Source organism: Dyadobacter sp. AC419, assembly GCF_979253085.1.
Genome location: NZ_CEEDCD010000003.1, coordinates 190,509 through 210,815, shown reverse-complemented (window position 1 = coordinate 210,815; position 20,307 = coordinate 190,509). Strand labels below are relative to the sequence as shown.

General features: G+C 42.4%; 20 protein-coding genes, 1 tRNA gene and 1 pseudogene. 15 read left to right on the top strand and 7 right to left on the bottom strand.

The window, feature by feature from the left end:
• The first annotated feature begins 24 nt into the window (after positions 1–24).
• Entirely contained in the window at positions 25–231 is a 207-nt protein-coding gene (locus AC0IYG_RS01395) for a hypothetical protein (RefSeq protein ID WP_471709236.1), read from the top strand.
• A gap of 310 nt (positions 232–541) precedes the next feature.
• Positions 542–1,726: a hypothetical protein gene (locus AC0IYG_RS01390; RefSeq protein WP_471709235.1), complete on the top strand. Its 1,185-nt coding sequence runs from the start codon at positions 542–544 to the stop codon at positions 1,724–1,726.
• A 334-nt stretch (positions 1,727–2,060) separates the two neighbouring features.
• Here the strand turns inward: AC0IYG_RS01390 and AC0IYG_RS01385 are convergent, their stop codons facing one another.
• Positions 2,061–3,263 (bottom strand): site-specific integrase, encoded by a 1,203-nt coding sequence (locus tag AC0IYG_RS01385; protein ID WP_471709234.1) that lies wholly within the window; start codon positions 3,261–3,263, stop codon positions 2,061–2,063.
• Between the two features lie 1,283 nt (positions 3,264–4,546).
• On the bottom strand, positions 4,547–4,861 hold the full coding sequence (locus tag AC0IYG_RS01380) for a hypothetical protein (RefSeq protein WP_471709233.1): 315 nt from the start codon (positions 4,859–4,861) through the stop codon (positions 4,547–4,549).
• 364 nt (positions 4,862–5,225) lie between these two features.
• On the opposite strand from AC0IYG_RS01380, the gene AC0IYG_RS01375 reads away from it, so the two are divergent.
• The 8 genes from AC0IYG_RS01375 (at position 5,226) to AC0IYG_RS01340 (ending at position 10,455) form a co-directional block, all read left to right on the top strand.
• Complete coding sequence (locus AC0IYG_RS01375; protein ID WP_471709232.1) at positions 5,226–5,501, top strand: hypothetical protein; 276 nt, start codon at positions 5,226–5,228, stop codon at positions 5,499–5,501.
• A gap of 1,098 nt (positions 5,502–6,599) precedes the next feature.
• Entirely contained in the window at positions 6,600–6,818 is a 219-nt protein-coding gene (locus AC0IYG_RS01370) for a tyrosine-type recombinase/integrase (RefSeq protein ID WP_471709231.1), read from the top strand.
• Between the two features lie 106 nt (positions 6,819–6,924).
• A complete protein-coding gene (locus tag AC0IYG_RS01365; RefSeq protein ID WP_471709230.1) occupies positions 6,925–7,161 on the top strand; it encodes a hypothetical protein in 237 nt (78 codons plus the stop codon).
• Between the two features lie 248 nt (positions 7,162–7,409).
• Positions 7,410–7,898: a hypothetical protein gene (locus tag AC0IYG_RS01360; protein WP_471709326.1), complete on the top strand. Its 489-nt coding sequence runs from the start codon at positions 7,410–7,412 to the stop codon at positions 7,896–7,898.
• Positions 7,826–8,137: a VapE domain-containing protein gene (locus tag AC0IYG_RS01355; RefSeq protein ID WP_471709229.1), complete on the top strand. Its 312-nt coding sequence runs from the start codon at positions 7,826–7,828 to the stop codon at positions 8,135–8,137. Before AC0IYG_RS01360 ends, AC0IYG_RS01355 begins: the two co-directional genes overlap by 73 nt.
• The gene (locus AC0IYG_RS01350; RefSeq protein WP_471709228.1) at positions 8,067–8,396 is read left to right on the top strand and encodes a hypothetical protein; all 330 of its coding nucleotides are present in this window, start codon (positions 8,067–8,069) and stop codon (positions 8,394–8,396) included. The genes AC0IYG_RS01355 and AC0IYG_RS01350 overlap by 71 nt, the downstream gene beginning before the upstream one ends.
• Positions 8,397–9,074: 678 nt before the next feature.
• The gene (locus AC0IYG_RS01345) at positions 9,075–9,740 is read left to right on the top strand and encodes a toprim domain-containing protein (protein ID WP_471709227.1); all 666 of its coding nucleotides are present in this window, start codon (positions 9,075–9,077) and stop codon (positions 9,738–9,740) included.
• A gap of 424 nt (positions 9,741–10,164) precedes the next feature.
• A complete protein-coding gene (locus AC0IYG_RS01340; protein WP_471709226.1) occupies positions 10,165–10,455 on the top strand; it encodes a hypothetical protein in 291 nt (96 codons plus the stop codon).
• Positions 10,456–11,206: 751 nt separating this feature from the next.
• Here the strand turns inward: AC0IYG_RS01340 and AC0IYG_RS01335 are convergent.
• The 5 genes from AC0IYG_RS01335 to AC0IYG_RS01315 all read right to left on the bottom strand — a co-directional run bounded on the left by AC0IYG_RS01335 (position 11,207) and on the right by AC0IYG_RS01315 (position 14,111).
• On the bottom strand, positions 11,207–11,467 hold the full coding sequence (locus AC0IYG_RS01335) for a hypothetical protein (RefSeq protein ID WP_471709225.1): 261 nt from the start codon (positions 11,465–11,467) through the stop codon (positions 11,207–11,209).
• Positions 11,442–12,377, bottom strand: coding sequence for a tyrosine-type recombinase/integrase (locus AC0IYG_RS01330; protein ID WP_471709224.1), 936 nt, complete (start codon positions 12,375–12,377; stop codon positions 11,442–11,444). The genes AC0IYG_RS01335 and AC0IYG_RS01330 overlap by 26 nt, the downstream gene beginning before the upstream one ends.
• A gap of 134 nt (positions 12,378–12,511) precedes the next feature.
• Positions 12,512–12,585 (bottom strand) — tRNA-Arg (locus tag AC0IYG_RS01325).
• A 90-nt stretch (positions 12,586–12,675) separates the two neighbouring features.
• Positions 12,676–13,455, bottom strand: coding sequence for an enoyl-CoA hydratase/isomerase family protein (locus tag AC0IYG_RS01320; RefSeq protein ID WP_471709223.1), 780 nt, complete (start codon positions 13,453–13,455; stop codon positions 12,676–12,678).
• A gap of 17 nt (positions 13,456–13,472) precedes the next feature.
• Positions 13,473–14,111, bottom strand: a complete 639-nt coding sequence (locus AC0IYG_RS01315) for a hypothetical protein (protein WP_471709222.1) — start codon at positions 14,109–14,111, stop codon at positions 13,473–13,475.
• 192 nt (positions 14,112–14,303) lie between these two features.
• On the opposite strand from AC0IYG_RS01315, the pseudogene asnS reads away from it, so the two are divergent.
• The 5 genes and pseudogenes from asnS to AC0IYG_RS01290 all read left to right on the top strand — a co-directional run bounded on the left by asnS (position 14,304) and on the right by AC0IYG_RS01290 (position 20,291).
• Positions 14,304–15,741: pseudogene (gene asnS / locus AC0IYG_RS01310) on the top strand (asparagine--tRNA ligase).
• Between the two features lie 81 nt (positions 15,742–15,822).
• Positions 15,823–16,959, top strand: coding sequence for a hypothetical protein (locus AC0IYG_RS01305; RefSeq protein ID WP_471709221.1), 1,137 nt, complete (start codon positions 15,823–15,825; stop codon positions 16,957–16,959).
• A 75-nt stretch (positions 16,960–17,034) separates the two neighbouring features.
• Positions 17,035–18,270: a serine hydrolase domain-containing protein gene (locus AC0IYG_RS01300; RefSeq protein WP_471709220.1), complete on the top strand. Its 1,236-nt coding sequence runs from the start codon at positions 17,035–17,037 to the stop codon at positions 18,268–18,270.
• Between the two features lie 61 nt (positions 18,271–18,331).
• Positions 18,332–19,789, top strand: a complete 1,458-nt coding sequence (locus tag AC0IYG_RS01295) for an NADH-quinone oxidoreductase subunit 5 family protein (protein ID WP_471709219.1) — start codon at positions 18,332–18,334, stop codon at positions 19,787–19,789.
• A complete protein-coding gene (locus tag AC0IYG_RS01290) occupies positions 19,734–20,291 on the top strand; it encodes a hypothetical protein (protein WP_471709218.1) in 558 nt (185 codons plus the stop codon). Before AC0IYG_RS01295 ends, AC0IYG_RS01290 begins: the two co-directional genes overlap by 56 nt.
• Positions 20,292–20,307 lie beyond the last annotated feature (16 nt).

Here is a 20,307-nt window from a genome sequence, read left to right as displayed (position 1 = left end):
AAATGTGCATCGAATGGAAGCGCGTTGAGCAACCAGTATAGCGGGAAAGGGATTGCCGAGCGTTGGGCTGACCATCCTTTTTCTCTTCATCAGCAGAAATCTCCGATGATTGAAATGAATGCAGGGCAACCAGGTACTTCATCGAATTTTCACCATGCCATGACGATTGATCAACACCATACTATATCGCTTATTGATGCTTTGTTGTCACCCGTCAAGGGTGGCGAGTAGCAAAAAAAATTAACGATGCAGTCGGGCAGCATTACTCAATACAAATTGCAGACTGGATTAGTGGCAAATTTCCCCTAATCCAGTTACTTTGCAGGAAACATTTCTATTATACTTGGTAAAAAAAATAAGGAATAGGCAGAACAACGACGGTTTATTTATCAGGAAAATAATGCGTATAAAAATAATATTGAGTGTACTTTTTTTCGCTGCTATCGTGGGGTGTGAAAAGAACCGTGAACCGTTAAAGCCAACCTCGCTGGAAAGGCCGTATCTGAGAAAATTAACGGTTAACGGGGCGAAAGAGGTAACTATGGATCATTCTGCGAGGACAATTCAGATTGTTTTGCCAGCAACGTACGATTCCGATGAAATTCGGCTTCAAATGGAATTGATCGATGGTGTAATTGTCAGCTCGGAAGACCCTATCAAAACGTATGGTTTTCGAGGCTTTAAACCGATTCCAATGAATATTATGAATACTTATTCGCAGCAATTTGACACATATACAATATACGTGGACGTCGAAGGAGAAATTCAAGCACACCTGCGCGAAAAACTGCATCTGAATGAGGATGGTACCTGCATTGCAGATGTGTTTTTTGACCGCGGAATGGGCACGGTTCCGGAAAGACCCTCCGAAGTAGGAGAAATGAGCGCATGGTTAGGCGATTTAAAAAACGGCAAACCGGCAATTAGAAATACCGGAAGCAATCTATTTCAATTTGCCGATGCTTACAAACTGGTCCCTTCTGAAAGTATCGATTTGTCAATCGTTTACAAGGAACAAAAGTATCAGATTCCCGAAAAGCAAAAATTAACTGAATGGATTGTTCGAGCTGCTATTGACAGTTTGTCGACATGGTGGAATAGCGTCCCTAAAAGCGTCGGATTGAATATCGTAGGTGGTTGTTTTTTGCCTCAAAAAAAATATCAGATCAAATTACAAAACTTTTTCAGTGAAGGACCTGGCATTCAAACTGAATATAAAGGAACTCAGAAACTCGCTTTCAAAATTCCGGATAATACTAAGGATGGAAATTACTATGTGGGTGTTTATGAAGATAATAAATTGATATCCAAGAATATATATACTATTTCCAATGAACCGCATACAAAGGGAATTCAGCAGGTATGGTCTGAATTCTCCAAAGAAGTAACCGCCATTGCGCTGGATGCAGGCCAATTTGAGCCCGTGGTGTCCGGACCGGGCAAAGAGATTTTCGTTAACCCCTATCCGATGTTTACCAGAATCGGATCAAGTTCTCCCGTTACCACAGATCAGTTGCCCCAACTTCGGCTTGTCGGTAACGGGGCAACGTACGAATTGACGCCCCAGATCCGGGAAGACCGAGTGTTCGCTGATGCCGCATTCGTGTTATATTATCCCGCCTATTCTTTGCCCGCCAACATTACGCCTGGAAAGTATGCAATGCGCCTCAGCTTCAAGGATTGGGGAGTCACGGAGCCATTTTGTAAACCACTTGAGATTAAGTGAGCTGATCTTATTTGCCCGACACTAGTCACCAACAGTAGTTTGAATAATGAGAAAGCTAATGGAGTAAAGGAGTGCTTCGAGTAGGCATACGAATGGCAAATGAATATATCATTTTGCAACTCAGCGCAACGAAATCTACAAAGCAAAAAGTGACGACTGAAAATCCAGGAAGCTATTTACCGCGGCTAGGCGCCCCCGGCTAAGCGCCCCCGGCTAGGCGCCCCCGGCTCTCGCCGCTCCTTAAACCGCCTCCCGGCTTTGCAGCCAAGGGGATAAACGCCGTCACTTTTTACTTTGTGTAAATTACTTATGCCCTGACTTCCAAGAAAAAAAACTATTTAGATAATTTCTCCCTAAGCGATCTCATATCTTCGCTGATCTTCCTATCGACGATTTTAGCATAAATCTGGGTCGTCCGAATATTGGAATGCCCTAGCATCTTGGACACACTCTCCATTGGAACACCATTTGAGAGTGTAACTGTTGTGGCAAATGTATGCCGCGCAATGTGGAATGAAATATTCCGGTCGATGCCACAAACAGCTGCGATCTCTTTCAGGTAAGCATTCATTTTTTGGTTGCTCGATACGGGTAGCAGTTTTCCGGTAATCTCACATTGCGGCTCATTCTCGTATTTGGCAATAATCTGCAACGGTACGGGCAAGAGTAGCACTCTGGATTGAGAATCTGTTTTCTGCCGGTTGATGATCAGCCATTGCTCGCCATCCTGGCCGACCGTAATTTCCGAACGGGTGAGTTTCTGCACATCCACATACGACAGCCCAGTATAGCAGCTGAAAAGAAAAATATCCCGCACCTGTGAGAGTCGGGCAGATGGGAATCTTTTATTGGCGATCACTTTAAGCTCCTTTTCTGAAAGTGCAGCTCGGTTCGTTTCTTTTTTGTGCAACTTGTGTCCAAAGAACGGATCTCTGGGCAGTAATCCTGTTTTGATCAAACCGAGAACAATTTTCTTGCAGTAGCCCAAATAGCGCATCGTGGTGTTATGCCCGCACTTCTTTTTGGTTTTAAGCCAAAACTCAAAGTCAGTAATGAATTCGTAATTCAGTTTTTCAATCTCAATGTCCTCTGACTTGAATTTCCATTTGATATATTCCTTGGAGTGCTGGTACGAAGTATTGTACCGCAAAATGGTGCCATGCGCATAGTCGGTGCCCTTTAATTCAACGAGCCGGGCGTTGTGCTTGGCAAACTTTTCGAGGAACATGATTTTCTTTTCAGCAACTCCCGTGACCGATGCTTTCAAGGCTTCAATGGTAATTTCGTTACCTGTGGCCATTAATTGCCGGTGCGCCTCATAAACTTTTGCCTGGAAGGTATCAAGGTAGGCATTGAGCAACCTTGTGTCTTCCCGCGTTCCGTTCTTCCTGCCAGCAGCTGCATTCCACTTTTCCGGGCCCGCATTCCCGCTTTGAAGCCAGCTCAAATCTTTCACTTCCAATCGAAACCCGAATGTAAATGGGCAGCGAGCCGGATACGTAGTTGCTTCTTTTTTCTTAAGGCATGAAAAAAGCATCGAAAACCTGTTTGTCTAACATAGCAATCTGTTTTAATGGTTGATATAAACTTACGATTGCAACCACCCAAAAATCAAGATGTTTACGCCGTAAACAGGTATGATACAGTCATTTACGACGATTCTGGTGAGCACTTTTTCTGTCCCTTTTGCTTGTCTCACCAGATGCTCACCAAAACACTGAGAAAATCTATATTTTTTGGTGTTTTTTGATAAAAAAAAGGCCCGTAAATCATTGATTTACAGGCCTTTTGATGCTTTTTAGTATTGAACTAAGTGGTCACGTAGGGTCTACAATCAGGGTGCTTAACCGTCTGTTTTTAAGCTATTTAAGAGAGATAAATTAGTTTGTGTATGCAGCATCTGCTTACAAAATTTTGCTGGTCAGTTTGCCGGAAATCGGATAAATCACTGATTAATAGCCATTTAAAGTGCGAGCAGGAGCTTTTTTTACTACCACATACTTGATAATGAACAATCGGTTGTAAGGGAATTATATGTATGAGTTGCCCAAATCAAGCCTTGAGGATTGCAGCTTATTCTTGACTAAATGTTAGCGGTGAAGGCTTACTCTCTTTTCAAAGACGCATAGATACCATTCGATGCTATGTAGTTGGTATAGAATTTTTGCAAAAATCGGTTCGCAGTAAAATTTATATATTATGGAAGCCAACTTATCAAAATTACGTCGTATTCACGCCGAAGAGAGAAAATCAGCTTTTACATAAAAGGCATATGGAAAGAGAGGAGCTATCCATAAAGCACAATGAAAGACTGCAACAGCCAAGGCTTATTAATGCTGATCCAATTAACAGGTCAGCAGCATTAATAAGCAATGCGGAGGAACTAACCAAATTCCGCCCTAAAATATCTTCAAGACTGGACAAACATGGAATATAGGCATATAAAGGAAATAGAAGCACTTACTAAGTAATTGCTTAATTTGTAATACCTAACCCCGGTACTGACCATATTCTCTTAAGAGCCTTACGCAAGCCGTAGACGCTATTAAGAGGTTGACCCGCTCTTTGATTTAAGGCAGCTGTCCCGACCATGAGAAGGTCTAAGCGTATTGACGCCAAGGGATATTTACCTTCTTCCAAAAGCTCACTTTTAGGGCATTTGCCCGTTGTTGCCTTCTTGTCTCAATATAGTTATCGTGCGATTATAGAAAAGGCACTAAACCATATTCTGGAATTTCAAAATCAATTCCTCTTCCAGGTCATCTTATGCCAATTTGAAAGTTCTTAAAGAAATTAACGGTGGTAATTACTTTAATTTTTTCATACTTGCCTCTTTCTGCCGGTACGGCCATAGGAGAACCTTCTTTCAGCGTCTGAGTAAGGAGCGAGCGCCCTGTAGAGCTTTCTGTGCCAATCACCAAACCAAGGTGGAGTGAATTGAACATAGCCAAGTAAAGCGAAAAACACCATTCTGAACTGCTGATTGTTAAGCCGGTCAACTACCTCATCAAATCCAATACCCTCGCCAGACAGGGTATCAAATCTTATTGAAAAGCTGGCCTCAACCCATGTTTGGAAAACACCATAGAAGTCTTCTGTATGTCCAACGCACAAGTTGTGCATTTCGACGGCCATTTCGCCAATTGATTCAGGAGTTTGCCCCAGTTTTTAGCATTGAATAGTCGTCTGCCATGAAATCAGACATGTTAACCTCCAATGCATCTACGATACTGATTAGCTGATCAAGTGTCATTTCGCTTCTCTCGCTTTTCCAGCCTGGCATAATACGAAGGATCAAGATTCAACTTATTGGCAATATCTATTTGCCTGAATCCCCGTATCTCACGGAGTGTTTTAATTCGTTGGGTAATGTCCATAGTCAAAGTGTAACAGACCAATTTGTTAATAAAAAAGGACTAATATGTAAAATATAATGGACTTATTATTTGGTAAAATGAACTATATAGTCCATTTTTGCCGAAACTAATTGTCAAAAAGTATGGACACTAATAAAAATTCATCATCAGCTCTGCAAAGAGCAATAGCCCGTTACGAATCAAACGAGGCATTACAGTTTCGACCTACAAAAGTCTTTTACGACAATGTTGGGATTAATCGAATAAGGTTTTGGCAACTGGCGAAGGGGCAAGAAGAGATGCTTGTTTCAGAGGCAAGGCGTCTTTCAACCTACTTCAGAATTCCACTTGAAGAGTTTCTAAAAAAAGAAAACCCGGAAACTACTGGTAATAGTCCCGGGCAGAATGCATTGGCCTAATCCTTTCAAAATTAAACTACTACAATCAATGGCAAAGCTAAGAAATTCCGAACTCGCTTATAATATTACCCAAGCAAGAAAACATATACAGAATGGTGGACGGTCTACCCGGTCTACATTCGTTGTTTCATTTGGACTTCGACAAGTAGAAAAGATGCCTATCGACAAACTTGGGTACGTGTACATGTGGCTCAGATTTGGCCGCAATAGACTTGCTTTTAGCACAGGTATCAAAGCATCCCCACGGGATTTCGATCAAAGATCTGCGATATTACAGGAAATCTAGAAGGGACTAAGTCTCTAACTGCATTAAAGCATAAAGCTGAGGCATACGCATCTCAACTACAACTTGCTTCTCTCCCTGTCGATTTACAGTTGATTAAGGCATCAACGCTAGGTAGTTATGTCGAGAACACACCCGGCCTGTTGGAATGCATGAAGCAGTTCAATGAAAAAGTCTTATTAGGACTCCTACACACGGGAGATTTGCAAAAGGGCTCCTATGACAAATTGCAGGTCTGGAATCGGCATTGTACACGATGGATATCGCACAAGTTTGGAACCAATCCGCGTATAGACGATATCGTTCCCGCTGATGCTATTCATTTTCTATTATGGCTTAAAAATAGATATTCACTTTCTCAGAATGTGGCCTGTCGGATTGTTACACACCTAAGACGAATCTTAAATTATGCAGTTGAAAATGAATGGATTACAGAAATCCATTCATGAACTACAGAAAAAAACTTGAAAGAAAAAAGCGGGATTTTCTATCCGAAGAAGAAATTGGGTTGTTGCAATGCGCAACGTTTGCTAGTGACGCTTTACACTTGTCCTGTGACTTATTTCTCTTTCAAATCTATACTGGTCTGGGTTACAGGGAATTGTTAGACCTTACACCGAAACACATCTCGACCGTTGACGGTAAATTTTGTATTTTAATTCCGCGTCAGAAAACTAATGTTCTCCAAGTATGTCCGTTGGTCCCGGCAGCACTTGCACTGCTGGCTAAATATAAAGATTACTCAGTATGCCGGGAATATGGTGTCTGTTTTCCTGTCAGAACAAATCAAAAATACAATCAACACTTAAAGCAAGTTGCCCTGGTTCTGGGTATTCAGAAAGAGATTGACAACTCACATTGCGAGACATACAGCTGCCACCCATTACTTGAAAGCAGGTGTCCCGGCATTGTCTGTTTCGGCAATGTTGGCACATTCCAATGTCCAAATGACATTGGATCATTATCGCGCACATACAGCCGGAAATGGTCGTAAGAGACTTTTCGAAATTTTTAGGCGATGGTGGCGATGGTAGCCTAGTAGCAACTATAAAACCGCTTAAAGCCGTATAAACAAACAATTCAAATAATCGGCAATTTGTCAATTTTTAACTTTTACTCTAATCACAAAAAAACATAACCATGGCTAGAAATCAAGACGTTTCGAAAGAATGCTTTAAAGCTCTTTATAACTTCATCGAAACTGAATTCTGTAACAATCTGGAAATGATGGAGGAATTATCACGTAGGGCTTATGATGCGGAACGAAACGTGATACTAGAATTAATTAAACGAGAAGCGGTTGAAAAAGTGCTTACTGAGAGAGTGCTTTTATATTCTACTGATGATGTTTGTGACGAGCTTACGGGTCGTGCCTAATTGGTAAAACAATTAGATTTTATGCAACAAGATTAACTAAAAAATTCCCCGGCCTTAAACGGGGAATTTTCTTAAACAAAAGATCCAAACCTTATTTCAACAATACGTGGCAAAACGTAACAACCGTGTAAAGATATGACTAACAACAGTTTAAACCAAAAAATAAAAACAACAGCCAGACGGAAAAAGCAATAAAGTAAATACGGTCAGAAAACACTCTTAGATCCCTTTATGAATTTCGATTTAATGTGGTGACTAAAGAAACGGAATGCCGTGATCTCAAGGGAGCTGAGTGGCGCAGTGTGGATGATAGATTGAAAGCTGATATACGTTTAGCTCTACAAGATATAGGAGGTGAAACAGGATTTAAGGGAATACTTGATGATTTACTTCTTTCATCAACGTTTGCGATTGACTTTAATCCATTTGTCTATTACTTTGAAAATCTACCTACCTGGAATACAGGCGATAATGATTACATCGAAGAGTTGTGTAGCTATGTGATTGTGAAGGAAAAGTCAAAGCAACAGTGGTTTAATCGAATGTTGCGTAAGCATCTTATTCGCACTGTCGCATGTGCACTTCGAAAGATCGAATTTAATAAACAATGCTTTGTCTTGTTAGGTGGGCAAAATGCTGGCAAAAGTTTCTTCATACGTTTTCTTTGTCCACCAATATTAGAGAACAGGGCTATTATAAAGAGAATCCTCCCCTGGATCACAAGGACAGCAATTTAGCACTCAGTCAAAATTTCATGATTAACATCGATGAATTACGCGACTTAAATAAAGCTGATGCTAACAAAATCAAGTCTCTTTTTTCACAAGCAGATGCCAAAGTTCGCCCTCATTATGGAACAAAAGATGTTATCCAGATACGTAGGGCAAGTTTTTTCGGCACAACAAATGACCAAGAATTTCTTTCCGAATCCCACAGGAAATGTCCGCTGGATAGTTACAGAAATAGACACAATTAAACATGACAACGGCGGTTCACTTGGTTATAAGCAGAATGTTGATATTGACAAAGTATGGTCACAGGTCTATGCATTGGTGAAAGCTGGTGAGAAAGGAGAACTCACAAAAGATGAAATGGATGAGGTAGAACGGTATAATAAGGATTTCCAAAAATCCACTCCGGAATCTGATTTGATTCAAAAATATTTTGAGCCGTCTGACTCGAAGGATATGGATGCACTGGTCGTAACTCCCACAGACATCGAGTCCCGCTCTTAACCAAATTGTAAATAGTAAAGTACGATTAACCAATATCAGCATTGGTCGGGCACTTACCAGTCTTGGATACAAGAAAAGCTCTACAAGGATAAACTCGAATTATCCTACTTTAAAGTATTTCATTCGCCTCAAAAACGCATCGCATATTGAGTATTTTGATAATTCTCATACCAACATTAATACAATTGAAATAAAAAAGCCTGTCTTCCAGTAGTTTATGTGTAGTAAAGATTAATATTTCTTTCATTACTACAAGGTTACTACATACTTAATACAGGTCAGGAATTTTTGGATTGTAGGTAGGTCGTAGTACTCTTTTTGCCGCTAAAAGAAAAGAATCTAACGGTCTTATAATCAGTAACTAATAAGGATTTGTAGTAATGTATTAATGTAAAATGTTTAAAAAAAGATATTATATTTTCTAGATCACGTTCATCAGCATTCACAAATATGAAAAGTACAAATAACTTCAGTGAGGAGCAATTAACGCAGGCGCGAAATGTACCCATTGCAGACTACCTAAAATCAAAAAACTTTGAACCAATTCGACTTGCAGGGGGAGCTGTTGTACTTATCACCGCTACGGAATGAAAGTTCACCTTCGTTCTATGTTAATGTTGGCAAAAATAGTTATAACGATTTTGGGGGCAATGAAGATATGAAGGTGATGCCATCAGATTGGTTCAACAAATTGAAAATTGCAGCTTCATTGATGCAGTAAAAATCTTGCTTACAACTTATTTTCCGAGTACTCATTCCTTTTCTTTTAGCGGCAAAATTGATTCTGAAGACCGTCAGCGGAAAATCGCGATAACCAGCGTTCATGAACTCAGGCATAAGGCATTGATTCGTTATGTTACGAGCCGTGGAGTATTATTAAAACATGCTTTCAGATATTTGAGCGAGGTGCACTACGAAATTGATGGTAAACACTATTTTGCTGTTGGCTTTAAAAATGATAATTCCGGTTTCGATCTAAGAAACGGCCTTGGCTTTAAAGGGAAGACAGAAAACGGGATAACAACGATTGATAGGGGCACGAATGCTCTATGTCTGTTCGAGGGATTTTTTGATTTTTTATCTGCTCTTCGTTTTTTTGGAAAGGATCAGCCATCAGTAACAACGATCATTCTAAATACGACGAGCAACCTGAAACAAGTGTTTTCACATATCGACGAAAACACAGTTGTAAACTGCTTTCTAGATAACGATGATGCCGGGTTGCGATCGGTCGAAAAAATAAAAAAACACAGTTCATCAGTCCGCAACCATTCACAGTTATTATACCCAAATCACAATGACTTTAATGACTTTCTTATCGATTCGTTTAACAAAAGCCAATAAACGCGATTTTTGAGCGATTCAACCCGCATTTTTGATACCTTTTTGACCGATAATGCAGCGATAATGTGACCGATAATGCAGCGATAATGTGACCGATTCCGCAGGGATAAATCAAGCAATAACATAGCGATTTTTGACTGATTTTTGTGCACCACTTATGCAACAAAAGCGCATTTATAGTAAGCAAATTTTGATATCTGGAACTCGCCTTCTTTTCGGCGGCTTTTCACTATATTTTATTATCCAGGATCATGCAGGACTCGAAGTATCACAAGTGCATATGCAGATCATATAATTTGAAAAAATGATTTCAAATTATATGGTTTCCGTAAAAACTATTACTCGAATATAAGTATAACATTTTGATAATGAGATATTTATGGTTATATTTACAGTAATAGTTAATCATCAAACTGAGACTTATATGGCATACAGTACATTGAAAACAAATTCGATACCATTTACTCCTGCTTTGTTTCAAAGGCAGGAATTAGCATACGACCCCAAAGCCAGTGATAGAAAGGCATGGCTGAAACATCAAGTTATCAATGTGGAGTTTGGCATATACCAATACAAGGCTGCTCTCGATGGACTAGCCTTTGAAGCTGCCCGCCTTGATGGTAAGAGCGATACGGCTGAATGGATGCAAACAGTTGGGATTCTTATTACCGGCTTAGATCTTAAGGGGTCAGGTGAAGGAAATGGCGAAAGATAGCAAAATACTCCAAAGCTGTCGGTGCTGCCATGATTGCAGCGGGCATCGTTATCAATGTTTTTGAGAAACGAAAGGACGATAAAAGGTTAAGACAGATGCGCGATGAAGCAGTGAAGCTAAGTGCTGATTTACAGCTCCTGGAAGGGTATAGACAGCGATATCAGAATGAATTGACTAAAATAAACATAATGCCAATTCTCCTGTTTGGTACAGCGGCATATATTTTTAGCGAAAACTCTTGAAAATGGGTCAGCGGAACTATGAGACTGGTGATATAATAATTGCGACGGCTGAATTTATTCCGTTGATTCGTCATGTTGGCATCGTAGTACGCGAACGGGAGAATCAATAAACGTTATTCATGATTCCGCTACAAAAGTTAATTGTGTTGGAGGGTCGATTGTGACTGATAGTTTAGAACAATGGTTGTCGGAACGAGACGTTATTGAAGTTTATCAATCCGGCCTTTCGTTAAATGAAATCGAATTAGGAGTAAGCAAGCTGAAATATCGGACGTTCCATCTAATAGACTTCAATTGTGAGCACTTTGTGACGTGGCTAGGAGGCAATCAACCCCGTAGTCCGCAATTGCAGTTCTGGGGCGTCTTCACTGCCTTTTGGGTACTTAGCAAGCACTTAAAATAATCACCTTATCACTCAGAATTATATTTTGCGCGTCCGGTTAATATCGAGAAAAATAAATTCGCCGGCCGATGTGCGGCGCGCTGAAAATCCAAACAATCTTTGGTTTTTACCAGAAGTAATTTTTTAGGTTCGGATCAGTCCGCAGACCGAGCGACTTCAAATAAATATCTGTAATCTGAATTGAGGAATGGCGAAGTAATGCTTGTAATTCCTTTAATCCTACCCCTGCTTTATATGCGTTGACCGCGCCTGTATGTTTCCAGGAATAGAGCGTATATCCTTTTTCTAGCATCCCCAACTTTTTCAAGACATTCTCATGCCTTCGGAATGGCACTTGTTTGCTAAGAGCATATTTTCCTGGTTTCATACCAGTTGAAAATAATAAGTATTCTGGATTCGCAAACATGAACCCGACTCTTCAATTCATTGGCCAATGCCGGTATTATCTGTGATGTCTCTGTCTTACCACTTTTGCTAATCGATCCGTGAATAGCGATATACCGCTGATCTAGGTCAATGTTCTCCATTCTTAACTTTAAGAGTTCACCTGGACGTATGAACCCAAAATAGATAAGCCTGGTGAAAAGAAATAAGTCGGGGTAATTGGTTCTTAGTTCGTTTTCTAGCACAGCTCTGTCTTCGTCTGAAAACGCGATATTTTTTGTTGTGGCTAATGTTCTTAGAGACTTCACACCAAACGGGTTTTTCTCTATACCGGTTCGTTCTTGAAGCTTATTGAACAGGGAATGAAGAAACTGAATAGTGTTATTGGCGGTGCGTGCGGTGTTTTTGAGATTGTTAAGCATGTGGTCACGGAATGCATAGGCATCTTTTGTGTTGAATTCGGAAATGTGCATTTTACGGTCTCCGGCGAAAGTTTTCAGTTTATTAATTGCTGCTTGATAGGACACCAAGGTTTTCGAACCAATACTTACAGATGTACAGCCTAATATAAATTCAAGTGCCTTTACCAAATCATTATCCTCCTTAATCGTATCCGGCTCGATAACGGTTTTAGGTTTTGTAAAATGATACCCTTTTTTTAGTAAGTTGTTTGCACTGGTTATCAGTCTTTTACCTTCGGCTGTTCGGCTTTTAACGTCTAGGAAGGACATTGATATTTTTACCCTCTTTCGCTTCAATGCGTTGGTTTCTTCATTCCAAGCGTAAAATTCAATATACCACTCTTTCTTCAAGTCCTTTCCTCTATCTCGAAGCACTGCAAGTCTGTAAGAAAATTCTCCAAAATGATCATTATCTGAACTGGAAGGTGACATTACTATTGACGGATATGCATTGGTTTGCAAATCAAAAGATAATAAGTGTAAACTACACTTCTGTTATGCTAGCAACATTTAAACACAAAAAAAGCCGCAAAACGTGTAGTTATGCGGCTTTTTTGAACTTTCTGTGGTCACGTAGGGATTCGAACCCCAAACCTCCTGATCCGTAGTCAGGTGCTCTATCCAATTGAGCTACGCAACCAATTCCTTAATTGGAGTGCAAAGATAGGAAATGGAGGTGTTTTGAGCAATAGTGGATGATGAAAATTGCTAAAAAACTTTCTTAGTTATTTTATTTCCCCTGAAAATCAGGGCTTTTCTTTTGTAAAAAAGATGTAATTCCTTCCTTTACATCGGCTGTTTCGAACAGTTTTTCTTGGTTTATCAACTCCAAATGCTGCATTTCGGTGAGATTGGAGTGGAAGGATTGGTTCAAAACTTGCTTCATGGCGCCGATTGCCTTGGTTGGTCCGGAACGATAATAGGCGATGGCTTTTTCGACGGTGGCATCCAGGTCAGCGGCGGGGACTGACTGGCTGATCAAGCCGATGCTGGCGGCTTCCGGGGCGTAAACTTTGCGCCCCGTAGATGCGATCTCAAATGCTTTTGCCATTCCAACCAGTCGCGGCAGGAAAAATGTAGCGCCTGCATCTGGCATGAGGCCAATTTGAACAAAAAGTAAACTCAGATATGCATCTTCACGGGCGATGACGAGGTCACATGCGAGGGCGAGTGAACAGCCTGCGCCCACAGCGAGGCCGTTGAGCTTGCATACAACGGGCTTGGGAATGTTCCGGATTGCCTGGATCATCGGATTGTAATATTCTCTCAGGATTTCACCAGCGGTTCGGCCCGAATCGGAAACGTCTTTCAAATCGGCGCCGGAGCAAAAAGCCTTTTCTCCTGCTCCGGTAATGAGGACGACGCGCACGGAATCGTCAGCTTCCGCTGATTTGACAGCAATCGTAATTTCGTTAATCAAAGCAGGGCTTAATGCATGATAAACCTGCGGGCGGTTGAGCGTAATCCGCGCAACGCCGTCGGTGTTTTCGAAAATCAGATGCTGATACATAACGATGAAAGTTTTGATCAAAAGAAAAAGTAAACCGTAAGGCTGCTTACCAAAACGCCAGTCAGAAATCCAACGAAAATCTGTGCTGGAGTATGCGCATTCAAATGCAGTCGCGCGCTGAGCAGCCAGCCGGCGATCAGGACCATAACAAGCAATGGTGTAAGCAATTGGGCCTCATCATTACGCATTAGCAGACAGGCCAGCATGCCAATGGTGCCGCCGATGCCGGTTGCATGCGCACTGATTTTCCAAAATAAACTCACCACCGTGACGATTAATAAAGAAACCGTTGCGCCTCCGAGAATAATGGAAATCTGAGGCGCCATTTCGCTGATCGGTTGCAATTGCCAGCCGAAAAGATAAGTAGCAATTCCGTATATAATGATGCAGGCCAGGTAAGGAAGCCTGCGCTCGGAAAGATCGTCGACATGCATTGTGCTGATAATGCCCATTTTTTGAAAATAATAAACGACCAGCGTGGGGGCAATGAATGTGTTCAGGAACAAAAGCAGCAGTAGGCTTCCTAATGCAGGCAGTTCAAAAGCGCTGACACCGACCAGGTCCGGCGAAACTATAAAAAGCAATGCAAAGAGATAAGTTGTAAGAATCAGCGGGTGAAAGACCACCGATAATATGAGTGCGATTCGATTGTTCAAAGCAGAAAGTCTTTTTTACAAAGTAGACAACAAAATTAAGTCGAAAACCGCTCTCCGCAACGCGCGGTTCCCCGGCAAAAGTAAGTTACCCGTGCGGAATAGGTTTTCGTAGGGTAATTTGTAATTTTGCGCCTCATTCGGCAGGGCCGGATTTACAAGCATTCAGTAAATTAAGATTGAAAAAATAAGAAAATGGGACCGTTGCAGATCAAAGACATTTTACAGACTTCTCCTGAAAGCCAAACCATCGTTGTAAAAGGTTGGGTGAGGACAAAACGTGAGAGCAAAAACGCGATTTTTATTGCGTTAAATGACGGTTCTACGATCCATAATATTCAGGCCGTGGCTGAGCCGGGGCATTTTTCGGCTGAGCTGCTGAGCACGGTGACGACGGGTTCTTGTCTTGAAGATCACTGGAACATTGGTCGAATCGCAGGGTTCAGGACAAGCGGTGGAAGTTAAAATCGAAGACATTCTCGTTTACGGAACAGCTGATCCGGATCAGTTTCCATTGCAGCCTAAGAAACATTCACTCGAATTTTTGCGTGAAATAGCGCATTTGAGACCGCGTACTAACACTTTTAGCGCGATCCTGCGCATTCGTCATGCATTGGCTTTTGCGGTGCATCAATATTTTAACGAAGGCCGTTTTTTCTATTTACACACGCCGATCATTACTGCGTCGGATGCAGAAGGCGCTGGTGAAATGTTCCGGGTTACAACTTTGGATTTGAACAAATTGCCAAGAACTGACGAAGGTGCGATCAATTTTAAAGAAGATTTTTTTGGAAGAGAGGCGAACTTGACCGTTTCCGGCCAGCTGGAAGGCGAGTTGGGGGCGATGGCACTTTCCAAAATCTATACATTCGGACCTACATTCCGTGCTGAAAATTCCAATACAACACGCCATTTGGCTGAATTCTGGATGATTGAGCCTGAAATGGCGTTTTTCGAGCTGGAAGACAACATGGATCTGGCGGAGGATTTTGTTAAGAAAGTAATCACTTATGCTTTGATCAACTGCAAGGATGATCTTAATTTCTTGCAGAACAGGCTGGCCGAAGAAGATAAGAACAAACCGCAAAATGAGCGTTCTATTCCACTTTTGGAAAAACTGAGCTTCGTTGTCGACAATCCGTTTGAGCGCCTGACTTACACGGAAGCGATTGAGATTTTGCTTAAATCAAAACCACATAAAGAGAAGAAATTCCAATATCCGGTTGGCTGGGGAATCGACCTTTCCAGCGAGCATGAGCGTTATTTGGTTGAAAAACATTTCAAAAAGCCGGTTATCCTGACCAATTATCCAAAGGAAATCAAGTCGTTTTATATGAAGCTTGATGAGGATGGAAAAACGGTTCGTGCGATGGACGTGCTGTTCCCGGGCATTGGTGAAATCATCGGCGGAAGCCAGCGCGAAGAGGATTATGACAAACTTTTGGGACGTGTGCACGAGGTTGGCATCGATCCGCAAAACCTTTGGTGGTATTTGGAAACGCGGAAATTCGGAACGGCACCACACTCCGGTTTCGGACTTGGATTCGAGCGTTTGGTGCTGTTTGTGACGGGTATGAGCAACATTCGCGACGTGATTCCTTTCCCAAGATATCCGAAGAGTGCAGAATTTTAAATAAAAAATTGCTCGGTCCGTGACCGATTTGAGATTTACCGTATCAATAAAGTAAATACTGTAAATCTTAAAATCACGGACTTGAAAAAGAACTTCTATTCTTCTTACAGCAGCACCATTCTGACATTGTCAATGGTGCTGCTTTTTGTTTTCAACTGCTCCGCGCAGGAAGCATTTAAAATCAAATGGTCCATGGATTACATGCTGACCGGGGTTTCTAATCATGCTAATTTTAATCCGGTTGATGCCGTTTTGGTCGGGGGCGGGAACACCAATGCACTCAATGGCGGCTACGGATTGGGTGGAGCGGTCGTCGCGGCTTATGTCGTGAGGCCTTGGCCAATTGCTTTTTCGGACGGCCGTTACATGGAATTCACATTTTCCGCAAAGTCATTTAAATACAACATTACAAACATTGATTTTCGCCTCAGGCGCTCTCCCGACGGACCTGCAAAATTCAGAATCCGGACGAGTATCGATGGTTTTGCATCCGATCTCAGCGCATCTTCCCTCGTTAAACCGAATCTGTTTTATTCTTTTTCTGTGCCTGCGGGATTTAACAATTTGTCCGAAAACACATTCACATTCAGGATTTACGGTTACAGTCCGACCAACATTTACGGCACGCTTTGGCTGGATGAAGTGATCGTTAATGGTGAAGTGCTGGCCATTATCCTGCCCGTCAATCTGATATTCTTTAAGGCAGTTTCGGTTGAAGGCAAAGTGCAGCTATCATGGGAAACGAGCTGGGAAAAGAATAGCAAAGAATTCGTCATCGAGCGGAGCAGCGATCTGAAAAAATTTGAAACAATCGGAACGGTGACTGCCAGCGGCGAGACCAGCGGACGGACGCCATACGACTTCGAAGATGAGCATCCCGCTCCGGGAATCAACTATTACAGGCTTCGGATGATCGACAAAGACAACCGGTTTTCACTTTCAAAAATCGCAGAATCGAACTTCCTGAGCGATCGGCAAAATTTTCATGTTGCGCCTAACCCTGCGTCGCCGGAAAAGATTGCGATTTTCGGTTTCGACATTGACTTGCAAGGACTTGAACTGACGGATCTGAGCGGTTTACGTATATTGGTCTCTCGCCAAAAGAATCCAGCCGGATTTATCGATCTGCTGCCCTCTAAGCCGCTTCCGCCAGGAATATATTTGCTAACCTATCTAAAAAATGGCCGCAAAGAACATGCGAAAGTATTAGTTCCGTAAAATATTGTGCGTTTAATTTGTATTGCTCTAGTATAAAAATTGCCTGCGTTTTATCGTTAGGAAAGCGACGTTCGAATGAATATAAATGGCTTGAAGCCTATGTTGAAAAAAGTGCAGCCGAAAGTGTGGTGGGCGGCATTAGCTGTCCTGGTGATCCTGCTCGTTTCCTGGGGATTAGTAAGGAAAAAGAAGACGGGACCTGAGGAAATCATGGTCGATGGCAAAATGGTTTCCAAGCTGGATCCCGTTCCGGTTAAAAATCCGGATGCTGCTACGGCGCTGAAAATTTCCAAAATTGAAGATATTTTCAGGCGGAAAAAGCGGGCTGGCTTCAACGGAAATGTCCTTATCGTTCAGAAGGGGCAGGTTTTGTATCAAAATTCATTTGGCTTTGCACACATTAAGGAGAAGGATTCTTTAAACAGTCATTCAAGATTTCAGCTTGCTTCACTTTCGAAGCCATTCACCGCCATTGCGCTTTTGAAACTTGTGCAAGAGGGTAGGGTGAGCTTGGACGATTCTGTTCAGCGATTTTTCCCTGATTTCCCTTATCATGGCGTTAAAGTGGATATGTTGCTGAGCCATCGCAGCGGGCTTCCCAATTACATTTATTCGTTTGCAGACAGCGTTCGTCACGGCAAAAAATATCCTAACAACCTGGATATCATGGACTGGTATGCCAAGGTTGTGCCTACACCAACGCCTTATAACCGTCCCGGAAGGTCATTTAACTATTGCAATACAAACTATTGCGTGCTTGCCGCGATTGTCGAAAAAGTGTCAGGAGAGCCTTTTGGTCAATATTTGTTTGACGAAATTTTTGCTCCGCTGGGCATGACAAATACATTTCTGGTAACGGACACATCCAGCGCAGCCGTGCAATTCCGGACCGCCGGGCATCAGTTCGGGCGGCGTTTGGAAAAGGATTATTACGATGATGTGGTCGGAGATAAAGGCCTTTATTCCACAACAGGCGACATTTATCGCTTTTACAATGGCTTATCACAAGGATTATTATTGGATAAAAAGCTTCTCGACGAAGCATTCAAACCCAGAAGCTTCGAGCGGGAAGGCATCAGGAATTACGGTTACGGTTTCCGCATGCACATTAAGAAAGACCATACGCCGCGTTTCATCTATCACGGTGGCTGGTGGAAGGGTTATAACACCATGCTTTGGGTTTGCCCCGACGACGAAGCGGTGATCATTGTACTCGGAAATTCTTACAACCGTTCCACTTATGACATTAAGGAACTGCTGGCTGTGATCCACGGCTCTGAGAAAATCGAGGAAATTGAGAAAGACATCTAGCGCTGTTTGAATTCGGCCATGAATTAAAGATATTTGCCGAAACAAACATTTCCAGCACCCTATGCCCGATTCTGCGTACTTTTTACCTGCTTATCTGCTGTTAGGGCTGCCGTTTTCGGGCTTTCTCCTGCTGTGGTTGGCTGGTAAAGGTTTTAATAAAGCAGCAGGCTGGGCAGGTGCATTGATTACAGCTGCGGGATTGGCAATGAGCTTGTTATATGCAGATGTGCAGGCGCTTCACATTGTAAATCTGCACTGGCTCACCATCGGGCAAACTTCCATTGACATTACATTCCGGTTTGATGTGCTGACTTGCTTAATGCTGGTCATTGTGCATTTCGTAGCATTGCTGGTCCAGCTTTATTCAGTTTCCTATCTGCACGGTGACAAAAATCTGCACGGGTATTTCGCATTCATTCAGCTATTCCTGTTTTCCATGATCGGCATTGTCTTGTCGGGCAGCTTGCTGGTGATGTACATTTTCTGGGAGCTTGTGGGGCTTTCGTCTTATCTGCTTATTGGATTCTGGTATTTTAAACCAAGGGCCGTTTGGGCTGCGCAAAAGGCATTTGTGCTAAACAGAATTGGCGATGCAGCATTCCTTACGGGCATTTTAATGCTGTTTTACTATATTGGTTCTACCGACTTTGAAGTAATTGCGCTTAACCTCGATACGATTTCTCCTGGTGTTTTAACAGCCATCGGACTTTGTCTTTTCGGTGGTTGTATGGGAAAATCAGCGCAATTTCCGCTTTCCGGCTGGTTGCCCGATGCAATGGAAGGCCCTACGCCCGTTTCTGCGCTTATTCACGCCGCCACAATGGTTGCGGCCGGCATTTTTTTATTGGCAAGAATATCCTTTCTCCTCACATTCGAAGCCCGATTGGTCATTGCAATCATCGGAACGCTCACTATGCTGATTGGCGCCATTAAGGCCATGCAGGTTTGGGATATCAAGCGCGTTCTGGCCTATTCCACAATGTCCCAGCTTGGATTAATGGTGATCGCGGTGGGTTTCGGAAGCTGGCAAACTGCTCTTTTTCATTTGACAACGCATGCGTTTTTCAAAGCAGGATTGTTCCTTTCGGCAGGATCGGTCATTCACGCTGTAACGCCCGGCGACGCAAATGCAGGCTTCAATCCGCAGGATATGCGCACAATGGGTGGGCTCAGAAAAGCATTGCCATTAACATTTATCTGTTTCTCAATCTGTGCCGCAGCATTAGCGGGACTGCCATTTTTTTCAGGATTTTTATCCAAAGACGCCATCATTACCGAAGGTTTCCTTTGGGCTGGCGAGCTTGGTGCATTGTTTTATATCTTCCCTATCCTTGTCATTTTCTCCGCCGGACTTACCGCTTATTACATGACTAGGCAGTTGTGGCTGGTGTTTTTTGGACAAAACAGGTTTTCAGTTTCCCAGATCCATCCACACGAGTCGCCTGCTGTTATGTGGCTTCCTGATGGCGCTGCTGGCAGCATTATCGCTGTTTTTCTGGTTTTCCTGGAATCCCTTTAATGCTTCGGGATGGTTTTTAGCATTGATCGGGCAAGAAGGAGAAGCACATTTGGCCTGGGTGCCGTTTGTGGCCAGCGCTGTAACATTGCTCTCCATTTTCCTGGCTTTCAGAGAGATCAAAACTGAAAATCCTTTTGGCGTTTTGACAAACGCAGTTGATGCACCAGTGACTGGCATTCAAAAAATCGCATGGTTGAGAGATTATTCCAACACCCAATATTTCATCATTCCTTTTGCATTCATTACTAAATATTTAAAAATATTCGAGAAGCGATTCATTGATTCTGTTGTAGACCGGATCGCGAAGATAAGCGTCGTGCTGGGGCATCTGATCGGCTGGTTCGACCGGTTTTTTGTCGATGGAGGCGTCAATCTTATCGTTTATTCCATCAGGTCGGGCGGGCAAGCGGTTCGCAATTTGCAAAATGGGAAAATCCAGTCCTATTACATTGTGACGGCCATGGGCGTATTTTTACTGATATTGTGGCTGGTCATTTTGTGAGCATGCTCGCGCGACC